This is a genomic window from Streptomyces sp. NPDC030991 (assembly GCF_055571235.1).
The window spans coordinates 144,405-167,182 of record NZ_JBVIFR010000009.1 but is presented as its reverse complement, the minus strand read 5'-3'; the positions used below and the strand labels follow the sequence as shown (position 1 = coordinate 167,182).

Below are 22,778 nucleotides of genomic sequence, written 5' to 3'. Positions count from 1 at the left end.
GAGCCTCCGATCAGAGGGAGTAGGGGAGGTAGCAGAGGGCGGCCACGACGACGGCGCCCCAGCCGAGCAGCGCCGGCCTGCGGTACCAGGCGTCGTCGCCCTCGGCGGGCGGCTCCTCGATGCCCGGGGCCGTCGTGCCGTACACCAACCCTGCCAGCTCCGCCTCCGGCTTGGGAGCCGTGAAGAGGGTGACCACGACCATGACCACCGCGCCCGCGACGAAACCGACGATCGCCGAGACGAAGTTGGCGCCCTGGTCGGTCGGGATGTCGATGACGCCCTGCTTGTAGATGTAGAAGTAGTTGATCATCGCGGCCGAGGTGCCGGCGACCAGGCCCCAGACGCCCGACTTCATGGACGCGCGCTTCCAGAACATGCCGATGATGAAGACGACGAACATCGGGACGTTGAAGAAGGAGAAGAGGGTCTGGAGGTACCCCATGATGTTCGAGAACGACGACGCGATGAACGCCGTGCCGATGGAGAGGACGACGCCGATCGCCGTGATCGCGCGGCCGAACTTCAGGTAGTAGCCATCGGGCTTGTCGGTCTTCACGTACTTGGCCCAGATGTCGTACGTGAAGACGGTGTTGAAGGACGAGACGTTCGCGGCCATGCCGGCCATGAAGGCGGCGAGGAGGCCGGTCACCGCGATGCCGAGGACGCCGTTGGGCAGCAGTTCCTGCATCAGGTACGGGATCGCGTCGTTGTAGGTGAGGTCCGAGCCGGCGCCGCCGATCTTCGGGACGAGCACCGCGGCCACCATGCCGGGGATCATCACGAGGAAGACGATGAAGATCTTCGGGAACGCGGCGATCAGCGGGGTGCGCTGGGCGGCGGAGAGGTTCTTGGCGGAGAGGGCGCGCTGGACCTCGGCGAAGTTCGTCGTCCAGTAGCCGAAGGAGAGCACGAAGCCCAGGCCGAGGATGATCGTCAGCCAGTTCGCGCCGAGCGGGTTGGCGTCACCGATGCCGGTGCCGCCCCAGGCCGACATGAAGTTGTCGCCGTGCTGTGCCTTGAGGGAGTCGGTCATGCCGCCCCAGCCGCCGACCCGCTTGAGGCCGATGATGCAGATGGGGATGAGGGCCGCCAGGATGACGAAGAACTGGAGGACCTCGTTGTAGATCGCGGAGGAGAGACCGCCGATGGTGATGTACGCGAGGACGAACGCGCCCGCGACCACGATGGCCACCCACTGCGGCCAGCCGAGCAGCGCCTCGACGACGATCGACAGGGCGTAGAGGTTCACGCCCGCGATGAGTATCGCCGCGAAGGCGAAGAGGACCGAGCTGAGCAGGTGCGCGGACTTGTCGAACCGCTGGAGCAGGAACTCGGGGACCGAGCGCACCTTGGAGCGGTAGTAGAACGGCATCATGACCAGGCCCAGGAAGACCATGGCCGGGATGGCGCCGATCCAGTACCAGTGGACGACGGCGACGCCGTACTGCGCGCCGGTCGCGGCCATGCCGAGGATCTCGGTGGCGCCCAGGTTGGCGGCGACGAACGCGAGCCCCGTGACCCAGGCGGGCAGGGAGCGCCCGGAGAGGAAGAAGTCGAGGCTCGTCTTCACCGAGCGGCGGGCCATGAAGCCGATGCCGAGGACGACCACGAAGTAGATCGCCAGGATCGCGTAGTCGAGGCCGTTGGTGGGCAGCCGTAGCCCTTCGGCCAGGGTTGTCGTGGCAGACATTGTGGGGGACTGCATGGGAACTCGCTTCGTTGCGCGAACTGAATCAGACCGGAACCTACGCCTCCGTCTTCAATAAGTGAACACTTCGTCTGATGTTCTTTGTTTGATTGTGATCGAAGAAGCTCATCGCGATCTGGGGTCTGCCGCTCCCTTGACTGGCCTGTTGCCTTATGCTTTGTTGTGTTCGGTTCTGTTTGTTTGGCGCGATGAGGAGTGTCGGACGTGAAGAAGACGTCGACCTGGCTTGCTGATGGGCGCGAGCTCATCTACTACGACTCGCGCGACGACGTCGTACGGGAGGCCGTCGACCGGCGCCCCCTCGACCGCACCGTCACCACCTCGGAGATCCGCCGCGACCCGCTCCTCGGCGACTCCGTCGCGATCGCCTCGCACCGGCAGGGGCGCACCTACCACCCGCCGGCCGACGAGTGCCCGCTCTGCCCGTCCGCGGGGGAGCGCCTCAGCGAGATCCCGGACTCCTCGTACGACGTGGCCGTCTTCGAGAACCGCTTCCCCTCGCTCGCCGGGGACTCCGGACGGTGCGAGGTCGTGTGCTTCACGTCCGACCACGACAAGTCCTTCGCCGACCTGAGCGAGGAGCAGGCCGGGCTCGTCCTGGAGGCGTGGACCGACCGGACCGCCGAGCTCTCCCACCTCGACTCCGTCGAGCAGGTCTTCTGCTTCGAGAACCGCGGCGCCGAGATCGGCGTCACCCTCGGCCACTCGCACGGACAGATCTACGGTTACCCCTTCACCACCCCGCGCACCGCCCTCATGCTGCGCTCGCTCGCGCAGTACAAGGAGCAGACCGGTGGCCGGAACCTCTTCGCGGACGTGGTGGAGAAGGAGCTCAATGAGACCGGCGCCGGCTCGCGGGTCGTCCTCGAAGGCGAGCACTGGGTGGCCTTCGTGCCGTACGCGGCGCACTGGCCCTACGAGGTGCACCTCTACCCGAAGCGGCAGGTCCCGGACCTGCTCGGGCTCGACGACGCGGCTCGCACAGAGTTTCCCAAGATTTATCTGGAACTCTTGAAGCGCTTCGACCGGATCTTCGGTGAGGGGGAGCCGCCGACGCCGTACATCGCGGCCTGGCACCAGGCTCCGTTCGGTTCGATGGAGGAGTTCGGTGACGGTGTCGCCGTCAACCGGGACGACTTCGCGCTCCACCTAGAGCTTTTCACCATCCGCCGTACTTCCGGCAAGCTGAAGTTCCTCGCGGGCTCCGAGTCCGGCATGAGCGTGTTCATCAACGACGTGCCGCCGGAGACCGCGGCCGAGCGACTGCGAGAGGTAGCGAGCAAGTAATGGGCAAGGCCGTTCCTGAGAAGTACATGGTCACGGGTGGTGCGGGATATGTCGGCAGCGTCGTCGCCCAGCACCTGATCGAGGCGGGCCACGACGTCACGGTCCTCGACAACCTCTCCACCGGCTTCCGCGAGGGTGTGCCGGCCGGCGCGACCTTCGTCGAGGGCGACATCCGCGATGCCGCCACATGGCTGGACCCCTCGTTCGACGCGGTGCTGCACTTCGCCGCGTTCTCGCAGGTCGGCGAGTCCGTCGTGCAGCCCGAGAAGTACTGGGAGAACAACGTCGGCGGCACGATGGCGCTGCTCACCGCGATGCGCTCCGCGGGCGTGCGCAAGCTCGTCTTCTCCTCCACCGCGGCCACGTACGGCGAGCCCGTCAACACGCCCATCACGGAGACCGACCCCACCGCGCCCACCTCCCCGTACGGCGCCTCGAAGCTCGCCGTCGATCACATGATCACCGGCGAGGCGGCCGCGCACGGACTGGCCGCCGTCTCCCTTCGATACTTCAACGTGGCGGGCGCGTACGGCAGTTGCGGTGAGCGGCACGACCCCGAGTCGCACCTCATCCCGCTCGTCCTCCAGGTGGCCCAGGGCCGGCGCGAGGCCATCTCCGTCTACGGCGACGACTACCCGACGCCCGACGGCACCTGCGTGCGGGACTACATCCACGTCGCGGACCTGGCCGAGGCCCACCTCCTCGCGGTCGCCGCGGCCCGCCCGTCCGAGCACCTCATCTGCAACCTCGGCAACGGCAACGGCTTCTCCGTCCGCGAGGTCATCGAGACCGTCCGGCAGGTCACCGGGCATCCGATCCCCGAGGTCGGCGCCGCGCGCCGGGCCGGCGACCCGGCGGTCCTCGTCGCCTCCGCCGCCACCGCGCGCGAGCGGCTCGGCTGGAACCCGTCCCGCGCGGACCTCGCGGAGATCGTCACCGACGCCTGGCGGTTCGCCCAGGACCACCGGCAGTCGTAACTCGTAGCCTCGTCACAGGGTAGGTAGCCAACTCATGTCTGTCGCCGCGCAGTTCAAGGACCTGTACGGGTACGAGCCCGCGGGGGTGTGGGCGGCCCCCGGCCGCGTCAACCTCATCGGTGAGTACACCGACTTCAACGAGGGTTTCGTCATGCCGCTCGCGCTGCCGCACACCGCGGTCGCCGCGGTCGCCAGGCGGACGGACGGCGTGCTGCGGCTGCACTCCGCCGACATCGACGCCCCCGTCGCCGAACTGCGCGTCGACGAGCTGACCCCGCTGTCGAAGTACGGGCAGGGCGGCTGGGCCGCCTACCCGGCCGGTGTGGTCTGGGCGCTGCGCGACGCGGGTCACACCATCACCGGCGCGGACCTGCACCTCGCCTCGACCGTGCCGACCGGCGCGGGCCTGTCGTCCTCGGCCGCCCTGGAGGTCGTGACGGCGTACGCGCTGAACGAACTCTTCGAACTCGGGCTCAGCGAGCCGGAGTTGGCGGTTCTTTCGCAGCGTGCCGAGAACGTCTTCGTCGGCGTTCCGTGCGGCGTCATGGACCAGATGGCGTCCGCGTGCGCGACCGAGGGGCACGCGCTGCACCTGGACTGCCGTGACCTGTCGATCCGGCAGGTCCCGTTCGACCTCGCCGCGCAGGGCCTCCAGCTCCTCGTCGTGGACACCCGCGTCAAGCACGAGCTGGGCGACGGCGCGTACGCGGAGCGGCGCGCGGGCTGCGAGGAGGGCGCGCGCGTCCTCGGCGTCTCGCACCTGAGGGACGTCGCGTACGCCGAACTCGCGGACGCGCTCGGCAGGTTGGAGCGGGCCGGGGTGGACGAGAAGGTCGTCCGCTACGTCCGGCACATCGTCTCCGACGACCACCGCGTCGAGCAGGTCATCGGCCTCCTCGACACCGGCCGGTCCGCCGACGTGCGTGCCATAGGGCCGGTCCTCACCGAGGGCCACGCCTCGCTCCGTGACGATCTGCGGATCTCCTGCCCGGAGTTGGACCTCGTCGTCACCACGGCCGTGGCCTCCGGCGCGCTGGGTGCCCGGATGACGGGCGGCGGTTTCGGCGGCTCGGCGATCGTCCTGGTCGAGAGCGCCGACGCGGACGCCGTCACCAAGTCGGTCCTGGCCGCCTTCGAGCAGGCCGGGTACACGGCGCCGCGGGTCTTCCCCGCGGTGCCCTCGCAGGGCGCCCGCCGGGTGGGCTGAGTCCGGCGGGCTCAGCCGAGCCGCTTGGTCAGCGTGAACTCCTTGACCCCCGGCGGGTAGTCCGGCACCACCGCGACCAGGTCGTAGCCGTGCTGCCGGTAGAAGCCGGGGGCCTGGAAGTCCCAGGTCTCCACCCGGGAGTTGGCGCAGCCGTGCTCCTCGCGGGCGAGGCGCTCCGCCTCCGCGAGCAGCCGGGAGCCGAGGCCCGCGCCGCGGTGCCGGGCGTCGACCCAGAGCAGATTCACGTGCAGCCACGTCGCCCAGGTGTGTCCGTCCAGGCCGGCGGCGAGCGAACCGTCCTGCGCCAACGCCCAGACCTGGAGCGGGGTCTCGCGGTCGGCCGGGGTGCCGCGCAGGTCGCGCAGGGCGGGGGAGAGGGCCGTATCGGCCTCCTGGAGCAGCGACCGGAGCAGAAGGCGGCGCTCTTTGTCGACTTCTGTCTCGATGCGAAACATATGACTCACCATAAACGCGCCGGACGGTCACCGCCCGGCCAACCGGTAACCAGTTCTGTGAATTGACTTCCCCTCCTGGCCGGCGGCCCTACTCTGAGGACAACACCGGTGGGGGCCGGTGTTGATCAGGGGGCGAGACAGCCGGGTACGACGCCCGGAGCGGGGGTAGCGGAATCAGGCGCGGCGGCGGCCGTGCGACCGCGGTGACCCGCGCTTCGGGCGCCGTGCCTGTGTTGGTCCTTCTCCCGACGATGGGGTACCCCGTACTCAACAGAGGGTGCGGGGAAGGGGGTTGTCACATGGTTCGTATCCGGGTTCTGGTCGTCGACGACCATCGCATCTTCGCCGAGTCCCTGGCCGCGGCGCTCGCCGCCGAGCCGGATGTCGACGTGTCGGCCGCGGGCAGCGGTCCGGCCGCCCTGCGCTGCCTCGACCGGGGAGCGGCGGAGGGGCGCAGATTCGATGTGCTGCTGGTCGACGCCGATCTGGGCGCGGCGTCCATGCAGGGCATGCGGCCACCGGCCGTCGTGCCGGACGGCCCCGCCAAGGAGGGGCTCGTCGACGGCATCTCGCTGGTGGCGGGTGTCCGTTCGGGCCAGCCCGCCGTGCGTACGGTCGTGCTCGCCGAGCGGGACGACCCGCGGCGCGCGGCGCTCGCGTTGCAGGCGGGTGCCTCGGGCTGGGTCGCCAAGGACTGTTCCCTGTCACGCCTGTTGAACGTCATACGAGGTGTGCTGCGGGACGAGACGCATCTGCCGCCGGCGCTGCTGACGGGTGTCCTGCGGGAGTTGACCGCGGCCCGCAAGCACCGGACGGAGTCGGAGCGGCTCGTCGAGTCGCTGACCCCGCGCGAGCGGGAGGTCCTGCGGTGCATGGTGGCGGGTCTCGGCCGTAAGGCAGTGGCCGAGCGGCTGTTCCTGTCGCCGCACACGGTGCGGACGCACATGCAGAACGTGCTCGGGAAGCTCGGGGTGCACTCGACGCTGGCCGCGGTCGCGCTGGCGCGCCGGGCGGGTGTGGGGCCCGTCGATCTGGAGGCGGCCAGCTGATCCCGGCCGGGGGCGGTCCGGTGCCGGGTGCGGTTCCGGTGGGGGCGGGACGCATCGTCCTCCGGGCCCGGGGCGGGCCCCGTTATCCCGGGATGTTGTCGAACGGGGCGGTCAACTGCCGTAGCAGCGACGCCAGTTCGGAGCGGTCCGTGCGGGAGAGCTCCGCCAGGATCGCCCGCTCCTGTGCGAGCAGCCCCGCCAGGGCCTGATCCGCGCGGTCGCGGCCCTCCGCGGTGAGCCGGACCAGGACGCCGCGGCGGTCACTGGGGTCGGGGAGGCGCTCGACGAGGCCCTTCTTCGTCAGCCGGTCGATGCGGTTGGTCATCGTGCCGGACGTCACCAGGGTCTGCGTGAGGAGTTGCCCGGGGGAGAGCTGGTACGGGGCGCCGGCGCGCCGCAGCGACGTGAGGACGTCGAACTCCCACGGCTCCAGCTGATGCTCGGCGAACGCGAGGCGGCGGGCGCGGTCGAGATGGCGCGCGAGTCTGCTGACCCGACTGAGCACCTCGAGGGGCTCCACGTCGAGGTCGGGGCGCTCCCGGCGCCACGCTGCGACCAGACGGTCGACCTCGTCCTCCATGACGATCAGTGTAGAGGGTGTGTCGATGTGAAGTCTCTTGATATCAAGTGTCTTGACATCGAGAGACTTGGTTCGGGACCCTGGGAACCATGGAGACGACCTCGCCCCACTGGGATCCCCAGCAGTACCTCCGGCACGCCGGCCACCGCGCCCGCCCCTACGCGGACCTGCTCGCCCGCGTCCCCGGCCTGCCCCGCGAACCGGCCCGCATCGCCGACCTCGGCTGCGGCCCCGGCAACGTCACGGTGCTGCTCGCCGAGCGCTGGCCCACCGCGCACCTCACCGGCTACGACAACTCGCCCGAGATGCTTGCCAGGGCCCAGTCGTACGCCGGGCCCACCGCCGGCGGCGGCCACCTCGACTTCGCCCACGCCGACCTGGTGCGCTGGACGCCCACCGAGACGTACGACCTGATCGCGTCGAACGCGACGCTCCAGTGGGTCCCGGACCACGCCGACGCCTTCCCCGCGCTGCTGGACGCGCTCACGCCCGGCGGCATCCTCGCCTTCCAGGTGCCCGGCAACTTCGAGGCGCCGAGCCACGTCCTGATGCGCGAACTCGCCGGGTCCCGGCGCTGGCGGGACCGGCTCGCCGGAGTGCTGCGGCACGCCGACGCCGTGCTCACCCCCACCGCCTACCTGGAGCGGCTCGCGGACCTCGGCTGCGCGGTGGACGCGTGGGAGACGACGTACACGCATCTGCTGACCGGCGACGACCCGGTCCTGGACTGGGTGAAGGGCACCGGTCTGCGGCCCGTGCTCACCGCCCTCGCCGACGACCCGCGGGCGCGCGACGCGTTCGTGACGGAGTACCGCGATCTGCTGCGCGCGGCCTACCCGGCGACCCGGCACGGCACCGTGCTGCCGTTCCGCCGGATCTTCGTGGTGGCGGTGAAACCGGCATGACCGAGGCGCTGGACCACGTCCGGCTCGCCGTCCCCGCGGGCAGCGAGGAATCCCTGCGCGGCACGACCCGTCCCGGGACACGGGTACGGGACACCGGCGCCGCTCTCCTCCACGACGACACCCTCCCCGGCGACCGCCGGTGCTACTGCGCCGACCCCGTCGGCAGCCGGCTCCCATTCCTGGAGCCGTCCGACGCGTAGGCGCCCGGCGTCGTGCCGAACGCGGCGCGGAAAGCGTGGATGAACGCGCTCGGGGAGCTGTATCCGCACTCCGCCGCGACCCGGGTCACCGGCGCGCCCGCCGCGAGCCGGGCCAGCGCGTGATGCAGCCGCAACTGGGTCCGCCACTGCGGGAACGTCATGCCCGTGCACGAGCGGAACAGCCTGCTCAGCGTGCGCTCCGAGGCGCCGACCGCCGCGCCCAGTTCGGCCAGCGAACGCGGGTCGCCGGGGTCGTCGCGGAGCAGCCGGGCAAGGTCCGCGAGGCGCGGATCGTCCGGCGTGGGCAGGTGTACGCGGAGCGTCTCCACCCGCGTCAGCTGGTCCAGGGCGACCGCCTTCAGGTTCCGGCGCGGGCCCGCGCCCAGATCACCGCCGTCGGTGAGCGCGGCGACGACCTCGCGCAGCAACGGCGTCACCGACAGGACGGCCGGCCGGTCCAGGCCGAGCGGGTTCTGCGCCGCGTCGAACGTGACGGCACGCAGCTCGGTCGGGCCGAGCGCCTCGTGCCCGTGCGGCACCCGCGCCGGCAGCCACACCGCCCGGTGCGGCGGCACCATCCAGTCGCCGTGCGCGGTGCGGACGTGCAGGACCCCGCGGTGCGGGAAGAGGAGCTGGTGGTCGTCGTGGCGGTGCCGGTCGATCCGCTCCCGGTGCGCGAGCGGCACCCGGGCCGTACCCCCGTGCGGATCATGGCGGATCGTCGACATAGGTCGGCAGGCTATTGCTAGCCCGCCGTGGAGCGCGAGCGGAATTCTGGGGCCATGACCCAGTCAGCACCTCTCAGCGCCGCCCCCCGCGCCGCGGCCGCGTCACCGGTTCCCTCCGTCTGGCGCCGCATGTGGCTGTGGGGCCTCGCCCACGCCGTCGACGACCTGTACCAGGGGCTCGTGCCCGCCTGCGTGCCGTACTTCGTCCTCGACCGCGGCTACAGCTACGTCGCCGCCTCCGGGCTCACCCTCGCCGCCGCACTCGGCTCCTCGGTCCCGCAGCCCTTCGTCGGGCTCGCTGTCGACCGGCGTCCGATGCCCCGGCTCGCCGGTATCGGGGTCGTCGTCGCGGGGCTCGGCCTCGGGCTCTGCGGGCTCGTCGACTCCTACGCGGCCGTGTGGACGCTGATCCTGCTCTCGGGGCTCGGCGTCGCCCTGTTCCACCCCGCGGCGGGGAAGGCCGCGCGGGAGGCGGCCGGAGAGAGCGCCGCCGCGATGAGCGTCTTCGCCGCCGGCGGCAGCGTCGGCTTCTTCCTCGCGCCGGTCCTCGCCACGCCCGCCCTGGTGTCGCTGGGCGTCGGCGCCACGGCCCTGTTCATCCCGCCCGCGCTGATCATCGGCCTCGTCCTGATGAGGCGCAGGGGCGGTACGGCCGGGCCCGGCGCGGCGGTACGGACCGGCCGCGACCGGTGGGGCCCGTTCCTCGCGCTCACCGGGGTCGAGGTCGTGCGCTCCGTGGCGTTCTTCGGGGTGCTGACCTTCGTGGAGCTGTACTGGGTCCGGCATCTGCACGCGGGGCGCGGGCTCGCCGGGATCGCGCTGGCCTGCTTCCTGGTGGGCGGGGTGGCCGGCACCCTGCTCGGCGGGCGGATCGCCGACCGGATCGGCACGGTACGCGCCGTGCAGCTGGGCTCCGCGCTGGCCGTGCCGCTCTTCGTGGCCCTGCGGCTGGTGCCCGGGACGATCGCGCCGCTCTTCGTCGCCCTGCTCGCCGGGGTCGCGCTGAACATCCCCTTCGCCGTACTGGTCAAGCTCGGCCAGGACTATCTCCCCAGCCGCCCCGGCACCGCCGCCGGGGTCACGCTCGGCCTGGCGGTGAGCATCGGGGGTCTGTTCGCACCGGTCCTCGGGGCGATCGCGCAGGCGAGCGGGCCGGAAGGCGTGTTCTCGGTGCTCTGGGTGCTGCCGGTGCTGGCGCTCGGGGCGGGTCTCTTCCTGCGGGAGCCCGACGCCGCGCCGACCCCGTAGGGGCTCGCGCCGGCCCGTCAGCTCTTGCGGTGACCTATCAGGCGGGGCTTCGGTTCGAGGCCGTCGAGGCCGTGCCACGCCAGATTCACCAGATGCGCGGCGACCTCCGCCTTCTTCGGCTTGCGGGCGTCCAGCCACCACTGGCCGGTCAGCGCGACCATGCCGACCAGCGCCTGCGCGTAGAGCGGGGCGAGCTTGGAGTCGAAGCCGCGGGCCTTGAACTCGCGGCCCAGGATGTCCTCGACCTGCGTGGCGATGTCGGAGATCAGCGACGCGAAGGAGCCCGTGGACTGCGGGATGGGGGAGTCGCGGACCAGGATGCGGAAGCCGTCGGTGTACTCCTCGATGTAGTCGAGGAGCGCGAACGCCGCCTGCTCGCACAGTTCACGCGGGTGGCCGGCCGTGAGGGAGCTGGTCACCATGGACAGGAGCTGGCGCATCTCCCGGTCCACGACGACCGCGTACAACCCCTCTTTGCCGCCGAAGTGCTCGTACACCATCGGCTTGGAGACCCCGGCCTTCGCCGCGATCTCCTCGACCGACGTGCCCTCGAAACCCTTGGCGGCGAAGAGGGTGCGGCCGATCTCCAGCAATTGCTGTCGGCGCTCGGCTCCCGTCATCCGCGTACGCCGCGCGCGCCGAGGCTTGTCGGCCTTGTCAGGCCTGTCGCTGCTCGCATTGCTCGCATTGCTTGAGTCGGTCGCCACACGCTCCATCATGCCGTGCCGGGTTCACCTCGCGTCGGCGGCCTCGGCCCTGCGGCGCGCGGCGATGCGCTCCTTCGACGGCCAGCGCACGTCGGACGCCCAGCCCAGCTGCTCGAACCAGCGGATCAGCCGCGCCGAGGAGTCGATCTGACCGCGCAGCACGCCGTGGCGCGCCGACGTCGGGTCGGCGTGGTGCAGGTTGTGCCAGGACTCGCCGCAGGAGAGGACGGCCAGCCACCACACGTTGCCCGAGCGGTCACGGGACTTGAAGGGGCGCTTGCCGACCGCGTGACAGATCGAGTTGATCGACCAGGTGACGTGGTGCAGCAGGGCCACCCGCACGAGCGAACCCCAGAAGAACGCCGTGAACGCGCCCCACCACGACATCGTCACCAGGCCGCCGATCAGGGCGGGCAGGAACAGCGACAGCAGCGTCCACAGGACGAACTGGCGGGAGACCGCGCGCAGCGCCGGGTCCTTGATCAGGTCGGGCGCGTACTTCTCCTGCGAGGTCTGCTCCTCGTCGAACATCCAGCCCATGTGCGCCCACCACAGGCCCTTCATCAGGGCCGGCACGGTCTCCCCGTACCGCCACGGCGAGTGCGGGTCGCCCTCGGCGTCGGAGAACTTGTGGTGCTTGCGGTGGTCGGCGACCCAGCGGACGAGGGGGCCCTCCACCGCCATCGACCCGGCGATGGCGAGCGCGATGCGCAGCGGGCGCTTCGCCTTGAAGGCGCCGTGCGTGAAGTAGCGGTGGAAGCCGATCGTGATGCCGTGGCAGCCGAGGTAGTAGAAGAAGACGAGCAGCCCGATATCGAGCCAGCTGACGCCCCAGCCCCAGGCCAGGGGCACCGCCGCGAGGATGGCGAGGAACGGTACGGCGATGAAGAGGAGCAGCGTGATCTGCTCGACGGAGCGCTTCTGTTCGCCGCCCAGGGTCCCCATCTGCGTAGGGGCCGGGGTCGTCGTGGTTGCGGGCGCGTCTTCCGGGACGTTTTCGATCACATCGGAGCTTGTGGCCATTGGGAAGTCCCCTGTATGTCGAAGGCTGGGAGGTCGAGGGCGTCGAGAAGGGTTGAGAGGGGCCGAGTCTGGTGAGGAGATCAACTGAGATCCGCGGATGCGGTGCCTCCGTTAGTTCCTACGGTTCCGTAACTTACGGGGTCGTAGGCACGGCAGCGCGTAACCGGACGCCGCGAGGCCCCGGGCGGTGCCGGGAGCGCGGGCACATATCCTTGGAAACGGTCGGACAGCGCGGTCCGCTCTGAATCTCCATCCGGGACTAGTACCCGGTTCCGGGGACTCCTCCCTCCAGACGAGCTTCACCACTGCAAGGAGCCGCACCTGTGAGCAGTGCCGACGAATCGACCGTTGCGACGAGAACCAGTCCCGAGCTGCGCGCCGACATCCGCCGTCTCGGTGACCTGCTGGGCGAGACCCTCGTCCGGCAGGAGGGGCCCGAACTCCTCGAACTGGTCGAGAAGGTCCGCCGCCTGACGCGCGAGGACGGCGAGGCCGCCGCCGAGCTGCTGCGCGGTACCGAGCTGGAGACGGCGGCCAAGCTGGTCCGCGCCTTCTCCACCTATTTCCACCTGGCCAACGTGACCGAGCAGGTGCACCGTGGCCGTGAGCTGCGTGCCAAGCGCGCCGCCGAGGGCAGCCTGTTGGCCCGCACCGCGGACCGCCTCAAGGACGCCGACCCGGACCACCTGCGCGAGACCGTGCGCAACCTCAACGTGCGCCCCGTCTTCACGGCCCACCCCACCGAGGCCGCCCGGCGCTCCGTGCTGAACAAGCTGCGCCGGATCGCCACGCTCCTGGAGACGCCGGTCCTGGAGACCGACCGCCGCCGCTACGACACCCGTCTCGCCGAGAACATCGACCTGGTGTGGCAGACGGACGAGCTGCGCGTCGTCCGCCCCGAGGTCACCGACGAGTCGCGCAACGCCATCTACTACCTCGACGAGCTGCACGCCGGTGCCGTCGGTGACGTGCTCGAGGACCTCACCGCCGAGCTGGAGCGCGTCGGCGTCTCCCTCCCCGACGAGACCCGGCCGCTCACCTTCGGCACCTGGATCGGCGGCGACCGCGACGGCAACCCGAACGTCACCCCGCAGGTGACCTGGGACGTCCTGATCCTCCAGCACGAGCACGGCATCAACGACGCGCTCGACCTCATCGACGAGCTGCGCGGCTTCCTGTCGAACTCGATCCGCTACACGGGCGCCACCGAGGAGCTGCTCACCTCGCTCCGGAGCGACCTGGAGCGGCTGCCGGAGATCAGCCCCCGCTACAAGCGGCTCAACGCCGAGGAGCCGTACCGGCTCAAGGCGACCGCGATCCGGCAGAAGCTGGAGAACACCAAGGAGCGGCTCGCCAGGAACACCCCGCACGTCGAGGGCCGCGACTACCTCGGCACGGCCGAGCTCCTTCGCGACCTCACCCTCATCCAGACCTCGCTGCGCGAGCACCGCGGCGGCCTCTTCGCCGACGGCCGGATGAACCGTACGATCCGCACGCTCTCCGCGTTCGGTCTGCAGCTGGCCACGATGGACGTACGCGAGCACGCCGACGCCCACCACCACGCCCTCGGCCAGCTCTTCGACCGGCTCGGCGAGGAGTCGTGGCGCTACGCGGACATGCCCCGCGACTACCGCGGCAAGCTGCTCGCCAAGGAGCTCAGGTCGCGGCGTCCGCTCGCGCCGACCCCGGCGCCGCTGGACGCGGCCGGTGAGAAGACCCTCGGCGTCTTCCACACCGTGGCGAAGGCCCTCGACGTGTTCGGGCCCGAGGTCATCGAGTCGTACATCATCTCGATGTGCCAGGGCGCCGACGACGTCTTCGCCGCGGCCGTGCTCGCCCGCGAGGCCGGGCTCATCGACCTGCACGCGGGCTGGGCGAAGATCGGCATCGTGCCGCTCCTGGAGACGACGGACGAGCTCAAGGCCGCCGACACGATCCTGGAGGACATGCTCTCCGACCCGTCCTACCGGCGCCTCGTCGCGCTCAACGGGGACGTGCAGGAGGTCATGCTCGGCTACTCCGACTCCTCGAAGTTCGGCGGCATCACCACCTCGCAGTGGGAGATCCACCGCGCCCAGCGCCGGCTGCGCGACGTCGCCCACCGCTACGGCGTGCGCCTGCGCCTCTTCCACGGCCGCGGCGGCACCGTCGGCCGCGGCGGCGGCCCCTCGCACGACGCGATCCTCGCCCAGCCCTGGGGGACCCTGGAGGGCGAGATCAAGGTGACCGAGCAGGGCGAGGTGATCAGCGACAAGTACCTGGTGCCGTCGCTGGCCAGGGAGAACCTGGAGCTGACCGTCGCGGCCACGCTCCAGGCGTCGGCCCTGCACACCGCGCCGCGCCAGTCCGACGAGGCGCTGTCCCGCTGGGACGCCGCGATGGACGTGGTGAGCGACGCGGCCCACGCCGCGTACCGCAAGCTCGTCGAGGACCCGGACCTGCCGACGTACTTCCTCGCCTCCACGCCGGTGGACCAGCTCGCCGACCTGCACCTGGGCTCGCGGCCCTCCCGCCGCCCCGGCTCGGGCGTCTCCCTCGACGGCCTGCGCGCCATCCCGTGGGTGTTCGGCTGGACGCAGTCGCGGCAGATCGTGCCCGGCTGGTTCGGTGTGGGCTCGGGCCTCAAGGCGCTGCGCGAGGCGGGCCTCGACTCCATGCTGGAGGAGATGCACGAGCGCTGGCACTTCTTCCAGAACTTCATCTCCAACGTCGAGATGACGCTCGCCAAGACCGACCTGCGGATCGCCCGGCACTACGTCGACACGCTCGTCCCGGAGAACCTCAAGCACGTCTTCGCCGACATCGAGGCCGAGCACGAGCTGACCGTACGGGAAGTGCTGCGCGTCACCGGCGAGAGTGAACTCCTGGAGGCGCACCCGGTGTTGAAGCAGACCTTCGACATCCGTGACGCCTACCTGGACCCGATCTCCTACCTCCAGGTCGCCCTGCTCAAGCGGCAGCGCGACGCGGCCGCCGCCGGCCAGGAGCCGGACCCGACCCTCGCCCGGGCCCTGCTGCTCACGGTGAACGGCGTGGCGGCCGGCCTGCGCAACACCGGCTGATCGCTAGACGAGGCTGACGGCGACGAACGCCGCCGTCAGCACCGCGAAACCGGCGCCTCCCGTGATCCACGCGAGGCGCCGGTTCAGCATTCCGCCCGCGAGGATCACCGCCGCCAGCAGCAGCGCACCGCCCAGCGGCACCCAGGAATGGAAGAACCCCGCCGCGCCCGAGCGCACGGCCTGGTGGCTGCTCGGTTTGATGACGACGGGGATGCGGGCGCCCTTCTTGACGCCGACGGAGCGCCGGATCGACATGTCCGCGCCGCCGCGGGCCGAGGCCAGCGGACCGCTGCAGGTACTGCCGGCGCACCGCTCCACCAGCAGCTCACCGTGCTGGCGCCCCTTGGGGAACACCACGTGCTGCGCGGCGCCCCAGGACGCCCAGAACCCCGCCACCACAAGGAGCAGGGCGACGGCCGACGCCGCGACCCGCCGGGAGACCGACACCGCTGAAGCCATGGCCGTGATCTTTGGCCATGAGTACGCGTACGGTCAACAGTCGGTGCTCAGGAGTTGTACGCCGACTGCGCGCGCTCCAGGCCCTCGGTGACGAGTGACTCGACCGCGTCGGCCGCGCGGTCCACGAAGTAGTCCAGCTCCTTGCGCTCCGCGGACGAGAAGTCCTTCAGGACGAAGTCCGCGACCTGCATCCGCCCCGGAGGCCGGCCGATCCCGAACCGCACCCGGTGGTAGTCGGGCCCCATCGCCTTGGTCATCGACTTCAGCCCGTTGTGGCCGTTGTCGCCGCCGCCCAGCTTCAGGCGCAGCACCCCGTAGTCGATGTCCAGTTCGTCGTGGACGGCCACGATGCGCTCGGTGGGCACCTTGTAGAAGTCGCGCAGCGACGTCACGGGGCCGCCGGAGACGTTCATGTACGACATCGGCTTCGCGAGGATCACGCGCCGGTTCGCGGGCCCGGGCGGGCCGATGCGGCCCTCCACGACCTGGGCCTGTGCCTTCGTCGCGCGCTTGAACTTGGCGCCCATCCGCCGCGCCAGCAGGTCCGCCACCATGAAGCCGACGTTGTGCCGGTTCATCGCGTACTCGGGGCCGGGGTTGCCGAGCCCGGCGATCAGCCAGGGGGCGTTGTCGTCGGACATGCACATTCCTTACGCGTGTACGTACGGGACGTCGGTACGGCTCGATCCGGATACAGCGGTACGGGGTGGCGGACCGTGCCCACCACCCCGTACGACCGGTTCAGACGCTGAAAGCCGCGAAGGCTCAGGCCTCCGAGGCGTCGCCGTCGGCGTCCGCCGGGGCCTCCTCGGCCTGCGCCGACAGGACCTGGAGGACGATGGCGTCCGCGTCGGTGGACAGCTCGGTGCCGGCGGGCAGCGTGATGTCCTTGGCGTAGACGGCGTCACCGGCGTCGAGGCCGGCGATGGAGACGGTGACCGACTCCGGGATGTGCGTGGCCTCGGTCTCGACGGAGAGCGTGTTCAGCACGTGCTCGAGCAGGTTGGCGCCGGCGGCCAGCTCGCCCTCGGTGAGGATCGGGAGCTCGACGGTGACCTTCTCGCCGAGCTTCACGAGGAGCAGGTCGACGTGCTCGAGGAAGCCCTTCAGCGGGTCGCGCTGCACGGCCTTCGGGATGGCCAGCTGCTTGGTGCCGTTGAGCTCCAGGGCCAGCAGGACGTTCGGGGTGCGCAGGGCGAGCGACAGCTCGTGGCCCGGCAGCGTGACGTGGATCGGGTCGCCACCGTGGCCGTAGACGACGCCGGGAACCTTGTTCTCGCGGCGGATGCGGCGGGCAGCGCCCTTGCCGAACTCGGAACGGACCTCAGTGGCGAGCTTGACCTCGGACATGCGCTCTCAACTCCTCGTAGAACTGGGGTGAATCCAGGAAAGGTGGTCACCCGGCCACGAACGGCCTGCTACGAAGAGCGCGTCGATAACGGATCGCCGTACAGAAAAGTACGGCCTCCCTCGCCGAGCAACTCCGGCAGTCTACGCGGCGAGGAAGGCCGTACCCAAATGGATCTTTACGCTTCGCCCTCGAAGAGGCTGGTGACCGAGCCGTCCTCGAAGACCTCGCGGACCGCGGAGGCGATGGTCGGGGCGATCGACAGGACCGTGATCTTGTCGAGCTCCAGCTCGCTCGGCGTCGGCAGCGTGTTGGTGAAGACGAACTCGCTCACCTTCGAGTTCTTCAGCCGGTCCGCGGCGGGGCCCGAGAGCACACCGTGCGTCGCCGTCACTATGACGTCCTCGGCGCCGTGCGCGAAGAGCGCGTCCGCCGCGGCGCAGATCGTGCCACCGGTGTCGATCATGTCGTCGACCAGGACACAGACCCGGCCCTCCACGTCACCGACGACCTCGTGCACGGTGACCTGGTTGGCGACGTCCTTGTCGCGGCGCTTGTGCACGATGGCCAGCGGGGCGCCGAGCCGGTCGCACCAGCGGTCGGCGACGCGCACGCGGCCGGCGTCGGGGGAGACGACCGTCAGCTTCGAGCGGTCCACCTTCGCGCCCACGTAGTCCGCGAGGATCGGCAGCGCGAACAGGTGGTCGACCGGGCCGTCGAAGAAGCCCTGGATCTGGTCGGTGTGCAGGTCGACCGTGAGAATCCGGTCGGCACCCGCGGTCTTCATCAGATCCGCGATCAGACGCGCCGAGATCGGTTCACGTCCACGGTGCTTCTTGTCCTGCCGCGCGTAACCGTAGAACGGCACGATGACGGTGATGGAGCGGGCCGACGCGCGCTTGAGCGCGTCGATCATGATGAGCTGCTCCATGATCCACTTGTTGATCGGAGCCGTGTGGCTCTGGATCAGGAAGCAGTCGGCACCGCGAGCGGACTCCTGGTAGCGGACGTAGATCTCGCCGTTGGCGAAATCGAAAGCCTTCGTCGGAACGATCCCGACACCGAGCTGGTGCGCGATCTCCTCCGCAAGCTCGGGGTGGGCGCGGCCAGAGAAGAACATCATCTTCTTCTCGCCCTGCGTCTTAAGCCCGGTCACAGCACTAGTCTCCTCAGACGAGTTCGTCCGCCGCAGCTGCCCGCGCGTCCCTATAGCAGCGAGCCAGGCGAATCGTGAGCAACTATCACGGTACGCCGTGTCGGACGCACCTGTTTCCGGTCAGCCTTCGCTGCCCGGCTCCCGCGACGCCGCCTCCGCCGCCTTCGCGGCCGCGCTCCCGGGACGCTTCCGGGCGACCCAACCCTCGATATTCCGTTGCTGGCCCCGGGCCACGGCCAGTGAACCGGCCGCGACGTCCTTCGTGATGACCGAGCCGGCGGCGGTGTAGGCGCCGTCCCCGATGGTGACAGGCGCCACAAACATGTTGTCCGCGCCCGTCTTGCAGTGTGATCCGACGGTCGAGTGGTGCTTGGCCTCCCCGTCGTAGTTCACGAAGACGCTCGCGGCACCGATGTTGGTGTGGTCGCCGATGGTCGCGTCGCCCACGTAGGACAGGTGCGGCACCTTCGTGCCCTCGCCGATCGACGCCTTCTTCAGCTCGACGAACGTACCCACCTTCGACTTGAGGCCGAGGCGCGTGCCGGGGCGCAGGTAGGCGAACGGGCCGACGGACGCCTGCGGGCCGATCTCCGAGCTGTAGGCGACCGTGTTGTCCGCCTGGGCGCCGACGCCCACCGTGGTGTCGGTGAGGCGGGTGTTGGGGCCGACGACGGAGCCCTCACCGAGGTGCGTCGTGCCGTGCAGCTGGGTGCCCGGCAGGATCGTGGCGTCGCGGTCGAAGGTGACCGTCACGTCGATGAAGGTGCTGGCCGGGTCGATGACGGTGACGCCGTCGAGCATCGCGCGCTCGAGGAGGCGGTCGTTGAGGATGCGGCGCGCCTCGGCGAGCTGGACGCGGTTGTTGATGCCGGCGATCTCGCGGTGGTCGCGCGCCACGGACGCGCCGACCCGGTGGCCGGCCCCGCGCAGGATGCCGAGCACGTCCGTCAGGTACTCCTCGCCCTGGCTGTTGTCCGTACGCACCTTCTTGAGGGCGTCGGCGAGGAGGCGGCCGTCGAAGGCGAAGACGCCCGAGTTGATCTCGGTGAGCGCCCGCTGGGCCTCGGTGGCGTCCTTGTGCTCGACGATCGCCGTCACGGCGCCGGAGTCGGTGTCGCGGACGATGCGGCCGTAGCCGGTGGCGTCCGGCACGTCGGCGGTCAGCACGGTCACCGCGTTGCCGTCGGCGGAGTGCGTCGCGGCCAGCGCGGTGAGCGTTTCGCCGGTCAGCAGCGGGGTGTCGCCGCACACCACCACGACGGTCCCGTCGAGGGCGCCCTCGGGGGCGAGGCCCTCCAGGCCGACGCGTACGGCGTGGCCCGTGCCGTTCTGTTCGGCCTGTACGGCGGTGCGGACCTCGGGGTCGACGGCGCCCAGGTGCGCGGTGACCTTCTCGCGCGCGTGCCCCACCACCACGACGAGCTGCTCGGGGTCCAGCTCCCGCGCGGCGGCCAGCACGTGGCCGACCAGCGAGCGGCCGCAGAGTTCGTGCAGGACTTTGGGGGTGGCCGACTTCATACGGGTGCCCTCACCCGCTGCGAGAACGACGACGGCGGCCGGGCGGTTGGCGCTCACGGGTGTGCCCTTCGGCTTCGAATGGGGTGGACATCCGCAGGATACCGGGGTGTTCGTGGGGGGAAATGGCGGCGGGGCCCGACCGTTGGGTCGGGCCCCGAACCGAGGAGGGCTCCCCTGCCAGGACTCGAACCCGGACAGATGGCACCAAAAGCCACAGTGCTGCCAATTACACCACAGGGGAATAAGCCCAGGAACCGGACATTACGTCGGTTCGCCGAGTGGGCCCCCAACACTATGCCGTACCAGGCACCTTCTACGCGACGGTACAACTCGGCACCCCTGAGGGGGTGTCCGGGACGGAAGGCGCCGCTGCTCAGCAGTTCGAGCGATACCGGTGGGTTTCGCTCCTGTTCGAATCTGGCTCGCGAGGGGATCCAGTAAGTAAAACTCGCCGGAAATCGGGCGCCGCCCGCCCGTAGGCTGGAGGTATGACCACGACGGGGGAAGTTCACCGAGCCACGGCCGGGGGGCCGTGGTGGTGGGAGCGGCGGCGCAGCGCCGTGCTGGATGTGGGGCTCGCGGCGGCGTCGGCCGTGGAGTGCGCCTTCGAGGGGGTGCCCTTCGCGCACAAGGCCGGCCTGCCGGTCTGGACGGGGATCCTCTTCGGGGTGCTGACCGGCGCGACGCTGCTGCTGCGGCGGCGCTGGCCGATCGCGGTGGTGCTGGTCTCGGTGGCGGTGACGCCGGCCCAGATGGGCATCATGCTCACCGTCGTCGGGCTGTACTCGCTGGCCGCGTCGGAGATGCCACGCCGGATCATCGGGGCGCTGGCCGGCATGTCGTTCGTCGGGACGCTGATCGTGTCGGTCGTCCGGGCGCAGCAGGACATGGTGCACAGCGACCGGTTCCAGGTGGGCGGCTGGTTCGTGCCGTTCGTCGCCATCACCACGTCGCTCGGGGTGTCGGCGCCGCCGTTGCTGCTCGGCCTCTACGTGGGCGCGCGGCGCCGGCTGATGGAGAGCCTGCGCGAGCGGAACGAATCGCTGGAACGGGAGCTGTCGCTGCTCGCGGAGCGGGCCGAGGAGCGGGCCGAGTGGGCGCGGGGCGAGGAGCGCACGCGGATCGCGCGGGAGATGCACGACGTGGTGGCGCACCGGGTGTCGCTGATGGTGGTGCACGCGGCGGCGTTGCAGGCGGTGGCGCGCAAGGACCCGGAGAAGGCCGTGCACAACGCGGCGCTGGTCGGCGACATGGGCCGGCAGGCGCTCACCGAGCTGCGCGAGATGCTCGGCGTGCTGCGGGCGGGGGAGCCGGCGCCGAAGCCGGGCCGGAGCTTCGAGGCGCTGCCGCTGGCGGCGGTCGGGGTGGCGGCGGCCGCGGCGGCGTCCCGCGCGGAGGCGGCGGCCGGGCCGGCGGAGAGCGGCCCGTGGCTGGCGGAGCTGGACGAGCTGGTGGGCCAGTCCCGGGAGGCCGGGATGGTGGTGGAGATGACCGTGGAGGGGGAGGCCCGGGGCTACGCGGCGGCGGTGGAGCAGACCGCGTACCGCGTCGTCCAGGAGGCGCTCACCAATGTGCACAAGCACGCGGCCGGGGCGAAGACGTACGTCCGCCTCGCGCACCGGGGCGCCGAGGTGGCGATGCAGGTGGAGAACGAGCCGCCGCCGGTGCCGTCGGACGCGTCGTCGGCGGGGCTCCCCTCGGGCGGGAACGGCCTGGTCGGCATGGAGGAGCGGGTGACCGGCCTGGGCGGCGTCTTCGTCTCGGGACCCACGGACGCGGGGGGTTACCGCGTGTCGGCGGTACTGCCGACGGCGTAGGACAGGCCCTGGGGGAGCGGGGGCTTCGCGGGCCGGGGTGTTCCGTGGCCCGCGGGGCTGGGGGTGCGAAAGCCCGGGGCGGTCCCGCCCCGGGTTCTACAGCGCCTGGAGGCGGGGCGGCTGGATGCCCGTGATCAAGGTCTCCAGGGCGCGGTCGATGTCGGGGCCCAGGTACCAGTCGCCGCTGTGGTCGAGGGCGTAGACGCGGCCCGCCGTGTCGATCGCCAGCAGGGCCTCCGTGCCGGACTCCGCGCCCAGCGGGCTCACTTCGGTGTCGAGGGCGCGGCCGAGGTCGCCCAGGGTGCGGGCCATGTGGAGCCCGTGCAGCGGATCGAGGTGCGGCTGGACCGGGGCGATCTGGCGGCCAGGCCCGGTCGGCGTGAGATGCAGGCCGCCGAACTCCGCCCAGGCCTCCACCGCCGCGGGGAAGACGGCGTGCCGGTGGCCGGCCGGGGAGACATGGGTGCGCAGCGCGTCGGCCCAGAACTCGGCCTGCTTGATGTCCCAGCGCCCCGGCTGCCAGCCGGCGGCGCGCAGCGCGGCGTCGGCCGGCACGGTGAAGCGGGGAGCGGAGGCGCGTTCCACGGAGACGGATTCGGTGCTCGGCATCAGTGGGCGGTCTCGCTCTCGGCTGAGTCTGCGGTCGGGTCCACTACCCGTACGCCGAAGTGGGCCGTCAGCGCGGCGCAGGCGCGGCAGGGCCGGGCGAAGCCGCCGTGCAGCGGGTCGCCGTCCTCGCGGATGCGCCGGGTGGTGAGTTTGGCGTGCTTGAGGGCCTTGCGGGCCTCGCCCACCGTCATGGGTCTGCGCCGGGCACGCTTGGACTTCTCGACGCGCTCGGCGTCGCTGGCCGCGAGGTGGCGCGAGATGAGGATGGTCTCGGCGCAGCGCCCGGTGAACCGGTCCCGCTGGGCACTCGTCAGCGTGTCCAGGAAATCCTGCACCAACGGGTGCAGGCCGGGCGCCACTTCGCCGCGGGCGGCGGTGGACGTGAGCGTGCTGCCGCGCACCGACAGCGCGGCGGCGACGGCGGGCAGGATGCCGTCACGTCGCCCGCGCAGTACCGGCACGTCGATGGGATCGGCGGCGCTCCAGCCGACGCGCGGGTCGTCGCCGGGCGGCGCCTCCGTGGCTGCGGATGGCTCTGCGGTACTGCTGTGCATGTGCTGCTTCCCCTCCTGCAATCCCCCAGGTTGCCTGCACAGAGTGCCAAACGGGGCCGCTGGTGGGGAAGCCGGTACCCACCGACACGCCCGATCGTCACGGGGTGGTGACACTGGGGTGACTGCTGGTCATGGAAGCGGAGGCCCGGTGACCGGTGTCGTACAACCGCATAGGCTGTCG

General features: G+C 70.9%; 22 protein-coding genes and 1 tRNA gene. 9 read left to right on the top strand and 14 right to left on the bottom strand.

Going from position 1 to position 22,778, the window contains the following annotated elements:
- Positions 1 to 10 precede the first annotated feature (10 nt).
- Positions 11 to 1,690: a sodium:solute symporter family protein gene (locus ACZ45E_RS19260; RefSeq protein WP_468222133.1), complete on the bottom strand. Its 1,680-nt coding sequence runs from the start codon at positions 1,688 to 1,690 to the stop codon at positions 11 to 13.
- Positions 1,691 to 1,912: 222 nt separating this feature from the next.
- On the opposite strand from ACZ45E_RS19260, the gene galT reads away from it, so the two are divergent.
- From galT to galK, 3 genes are read left to right on the top strand one after another with little or no spacing between them, the layout of a single operon-like run.
- Positions 1,913 to 2,995, top strand: a complete 1,083-nt coding sequence (gene galT, locus ACZ45E_RS19255) for a galactose-1-phosphate uridylyltransferase (protein WP_468222132.1) — start codon at positions 1,913 to 1,915, stop codon at positions 2,993 to 2,995.
- Entirely contained in the window at positions 2,995 to 3,972 is a 978-nt protein-coding gene (galE, locus tag ACZ45E_RS19250; protein WP_468222131.1) for a UDP-glucose 4-epimerase GalE, read from the top strand. Before galT ends, galE begins: the two co-directional genes overlap by 1 nt.
- 34 nt (positions 3,973 to 4,006) lie before the next feature.
- On the top strand, positions 4,007 to 5,179 hold the full coding sequence (gene galK / locus ACZ45E_RS19245; RefSeq protein ID WP_468222130.1) for a galactokinase: 1,173 nt from the start codon (positions 4,007 to 4,009) through the stop codon (positions 5,177 to 5,179).
- Between the two features lie 11 nt (positions 5,180 to 5,190).
- Here galK and ACZ45E_RS19240 read toward each other — a convergent pair whose 3' ends face one another.
- Complete coding sequence (locus tag ACZ45E_RS19240; RefSeq protein WP_468222129.1) at positions 5,191 to 5,646, bottom strand: GNAT family N-acetyltransferase; 456 nt, start codon at positions 5,644 to 5,646, stop codon at positions 5,191 to 5,193.
- A 287-nt stretch (positions 5,647 to 5,933) separates the two neighbouring features.
- On the opposite strand from ACZ45E_RS19240, the gene ACZ45E_RS19235 reads away from it, so the two are divergent.
- Entirely contained in the window at positions 5,934 to 6,683 is a 750-nt protein-coding gene (locus ACZ45E_RS19235) for a LuxR C-terminal-related transcriptional regulator (RefSeq protein WP_468222127.1), read from the top strand.
- A gap of 82 nt (positions 6,684 to 6,765) precedes the next feature.
- On the opposite strand, the gene ACZ45E_RS19230 is transcribed toward ACZ45E_RS19235, so the two are convergent.
- A complete protein-coding gene (locus ACZ45E_RS19230; RefSeq protein ID WP_468222126.1) occupies positions 6,766 to 7,263 on the bottom strand; it encodes a MarR family winged helix-turn-helix transcriptional regulator in 498 nt (165 codons plus the stop codon).
- Between the two features lie 89 nt (positions 7,264 to 7,352).
- On the opposite strand from ACZ45E_RS19230, the gene ACZ45E_RS19225 reads away from it, so the two are divergent.
- Both ACZ45E_RS19225 and ACZ45E_RS19220 read left to right on the top strand, forming a co-directional pair.
- Positions 7,353 to 8,168 (top strand): trans-aconitate 2-methyltransferase, encoded by an 816-nt coding sequence (locus tag ACZ45E_RS19225; RefSeq protein ID WP_468222124.1) that lies wholly within the window; start codon positions 7,353 to 7,355, stop codon positions 8,166 to 8,168.
- Positions 8,165 to 8,368: a hypothetical protein gene (locus ACZ45E_RS19220; RefSeq protein WP_468222123.1), complete on the top strand. Its 204-nt coding sequence runs from the start codon at positions 8,165 to 8,167 to the stop codon at positions 8,366 to 8,368. The genes ACZ45E_RS19225 and ACZ45E_RS19220 overlap by 4 nt, the downstream gene beginning before the upstream one ends.
- Here ACZ45E_RS19220 and ACZ45E_RS19215 read toward each other — a convergent pair.
- Positions 8,311 to 9,096 (bottom strand): AraC family transcriptional regulator, encoded by a 786-nt coding sequence (locus ACZ45E_RS19215; RefSeq protein WP_468222122.1) that lies wholly within the window; start codon positions 9,094 to 9,096, stop codon positions 8,311 to 8,313. The genes ACZ45E_RS19220 and ACZ45E_RS19215 overlap by 58 nt on opposite strands.
- Positions 9,097 to 9,150: 54 nt before the next feature.
- Between ACZ45E_RS19215 and ACZ45E_RS19210 the strand changes: the two genes are divergently transcribed.
- Positions 9,151 to 10,344, top strand: a complete 1,194-nt coding sequence (locus tag ACZ45E_RS19210; RefSeq protein ID WP_468222120.1) for an MFS transporter — start codon at positions 9,151 to 9,153, stop codon at positions 10,342 to 10,344.
- A gap of 17 nt (positions 10,345 to 10,361) precedes the next feature.
- Here the strand turns inward: ACZ45E_RS19210 and ACZ45E_RS19205 are convergent, their stop codons facing one another.
- Together ACZ45E_RS19205 and ACZ45E_RS19200 are read right to left on the bottom strand one after the other, a co-directional pair.
- Entirely contained in the window at positions 10,362 to 11,063 is a 702-nt protein-coding gene (locus tag ACZ45E_RS19205; protein WP_468222119.1) for a TetR/AcrR family transcriptional regulator, read from the bottom strand.
- 12 nt (positions 11,064 to 11,075) lie between these two features.
- The gene (locus ACZ45E_RS19200) at positions 11,076 to 12,074 is read right to left on the bottom strand and encodes an acyl-CoA desaturase (protein WP_468222118.1); all 999 of its coding nucleotides are present in this window, start codon (positions 12,072 to 12,074) and stop codon (positions 11,076 to 11,078) included.
- Positions 12,075 to 12,397: 323 nt separating this feature from the next.
- Here ACZ45E_RS19200 and ppc point away from each other — a divergent pair, with 323 nt between their 5' ends.
- The gene (gene ppc / locus ACZ45E_RS19195; RefSeq protein ID WP_468222116.1) at positions 12,398 to 15,136 is read left to right on the top strand and encodes a phosphoenolpyruvate carboxylase; all 2,739 of its coding nucleotides are present in this window, start codon (positions 12,398 to 12,400) and stop codon (positions 15,134 to 15,136) included.
- A gap of 3 nt (positions 15,137 to 15,139) precedes the next feature.
- Here the strand turns inward: ppc and ACZ45E_RS19190 are convergent, their stop codons facing one another.
- The 6 genes from ACZ45E_RS19190 to ACZ45E_RS19165 all read right to left on the bottom strand — a co-directional run bounded on the left by ACZ45E_RS19190 (position 15,140) and on the right by ACZ45E_RS19165 (position 19,858).
- Entirely contained in the window at positions 15,140 to 15,595 is a 456-nt protein-coding gene (locus ACZ45E_RS19190; RefSeq protein ID WP_468222115.1) for a hypothetical protein, read from the bottom strand.
- A 47-nt stretch (positions 15,596 to 15,642) separates the two neighbouring features.
- On the bottom strand, positions 15,643 to 16,236 hold the full coding sequence (pth, locus tag ACZ45E_RS19185; RefSeq protein WP_468222114.1) for an aminoacyl-tRNA hydrolase: 594 nt from the start codon (positions 16,234 to 16,236) through the stop codon (positions 15,643 to 15,645).
- 124 nt (positions 16,237 to 16,360) lie between these two features.
- A complete protein-coding gene (locus ACZ45E_RS19180) occupies positions 16,361 to 16,945 on the bottom strand; it encodes a 50S ribosomal protein L25/general stress protein Ctc (protein WP_468222113.1) in 585 nt (194 codons plus the stop codon).
- 176 nt (positions 16,946 to 17,121) lie between these two features.
- A complete protein-coding gene (locus ACZ45E_RS19175) occupies positions 17,122 to 18,099 on the bottom strand; it encodes a ribose-phosphate diphosphokinase (protein WP_468222112.1) in 978 nt (325 codons plus the stop codon).
- Positions 18,100 to 18,219: 120 nt separating this feature from the next.
- Positions 18,220 to 19,674 (bottom strand): bifunctional UDP-N-acetylglucosamine diphosphorylase/glucosamine-1-phosphate N-acetyltransferase GlmU, encoded by a 1,455-nt coding sequence (gene glmU / locus ACZ45E_RS19170; protein WP_468222111.1) that lies wholly within the window; start codon positions 19,672 to 19,674, stop codon positions 18,220 to 18,222.
- 112 nt (positions 19,675 to 19,786) lie between these two features.
- Positions 19,787 to 19,858 (bottom strand) — tRNA-Gln (locus tag ACZ45E_RS19165).
- Positions 19,859 to 20,105: 247 nt separating this feature from the next.
- Between ACZ45E_RS19165 and ACZ45E_RS19160 the strand changes: the two genes are divergently transcribed.
- Entirely contained in the window at positions 20,106 to 21,434 is a 1,329-nt protein-coding gene (locus ACZ45E_RS19160) for a sensor histidine kinase (RefSeq protein ID WP_468222110.1), read from the top strand.
- Between the two features lie 96 nt (positions 21,435 to 21,530).
- On the opposite strand, the gene ACZ45E_RS19155 is transcribed toward ACZ45E_RS19160, so the two are convergent.
- Both ACZ45E_RS19155 and ACZ45E_RS19150 read right to left on the bottom strand, forming a co-directional pair.
- On the bottom strand, positions 21,531 to 22,043 hold the full coding sequence (locus tag ACZ45E_RS19155; RefSeq protein ID WP_468222108.1) for an SUKH-3 domain-containing protein: 513 nt from the start codon (positions 22,041 to 22,043) through the stop codon (positions 21,531 to 21,533).
- Positions 22,043 to 22,597 (bottom strand): YwqJ-related putative deaminase, encoded by a 555-nt coding sequence (locus ACZ45E_RS19150; RefSeq protein WP_468222106.1) that lies wholly within the window; start codon positions 22,595 to 22,597, stop codon positions 22,043 to 22,045. The genes ACZ45E_RS19155 and ACZ45E_RS19150 overlap by 1 nt, the downstream gene beginning before the upstream one ends.
- Positions 22,598 to 22,778: the final 181 nt, after the last annotated feature.

Bases quoted from the DNA above. Each gene is read 5' to 3' on its own strand.
- ACZ45E_RS19150 (WP_468222106.1), bottom strand. From the start codon at position 22,597: ATGCACAGCAGTACCGCAGAGCCATCCGCAGCCACGGAGGCGCCGCCC.
- galE (WP_468222131.1), top strand. From the start codon at position 2,995: ATGGGCAAGGCCGTTCCTGAGAAGTACATGGTCACGGGTGGTGCGGGA.
- ACZ45E_RS19215 (WP_468222122.1), bottom strand. From the start codon at position 9,096: ATGTCGACGATCCGCCATGATCCGCACGGGGGTACGGCCCGGGTGCCG.
- ACZ45E_RS19225 (WP_468222124.1), top strand. From the start codon at position 7,353: ATGGAGACGACCTCGCCCCACTGGGATCCCCAGCAGTACCTCCGGCAC.
- galK (WP_468222130.1), top strand. From the start codon at position 4,007: ATGTCTGTCGCCGCGCAGTTCAAGGACCTGTACGGGTACGAGCCCGCG.
- ACZ45E_RS19210 (WP_468222120.1), top strand. From the start codon at position 9,151: ATGACCCAGTCAGCACCTCTCAGCGCCGCCCCCCGCGCCGCGGCCGCG.
- ACZ45E_RS19220 (WP_468222123.1), top strand. From the start codon at position 8,165: ATGACCGAGGCGCTGGACCACGTCCGGCTCGCCGTCCCCGCGGGCAGC.
- ACZ45E_RS19235 (WP_468222127.1), top strand. From the start codon at position 5,934: ATGGTTCGTATCCGGGTTCTGGTCGTCGACGACCATCGCATCTTCGCC.
- ACZ45E_RS19160 (WP_468222110.1), top strand. From the start codon at position 20,106: ATGACCACGACGGGGGAAGTTCACCGAGCCACGGCCGGGGGGCCGTGG.
- ACZ45E_RS19230 (WP_468222126.1), bottom strand. From the start codon at position 7,263: ATGGAGGACGAGGTCGACCGTCTGGTCGCAGCGTGGCGCCGGGAGCGC.
- ACZ45E_RS19190 (WP_468222115.1), bottom strand. From the start codon at position 15,595: ATGGCTTCAGCGGTGTCGGTCTCCCGGCGGGTCGCGGCGTCGGCCGTC.
- pth (WP_468222114.1), bottom strand. From the start codon at position 16,236: ATGTCCGACGACAACGCCCCCTGGCTGATCGCCGGGCTCGGCAACCCC.
- ACZ45E_RS19260 (WP_468222133.1), bottom strand. From the start codon at position 1,690: ATGTCTGCCACGACAACCCTGGCCGAAGGGCTACGGCTGCCCACCAAC.
- ACZ45E_RS19240 (WP_468222129.1), bottom strand. From the start codon at position 5,646: ATGGTGAGTCATATGTTTCGCATCGAGACAGAAGTCGACAAAGAGCGC.
- ACZ45E_RS19200 (WP_468222118.1), bottom strand. From the start codon at position 12,074: ATGGCCACAAGCTCCGATGTGATCGAAAACGTCCCGGAAGACGCGCCC.
- ACZ45E_RS19205 (WP_468222119.1), bottom strand. From the start codon at position 11,063: ATGATGGAGCGTGTGGCGACCGACTCAAGCAATGCGAGCAATGCGAGC.
- ACZ45E_RS19180 (WP_468222113.1), bottom strand. From the start codon at position 16,945: ATGTCCGAGGTCAAGCTCGCCACTGAGGTCCGTTCCGAGTTCGGCAAG.
- ACZ45E_RS19155 (WP_468222108.1), bottom strand. From the start codon at position 22,043: ATGCCGAGCACCGAATCCGTCTCCGTGGAACGCGCCTCCGCTCCCCGC.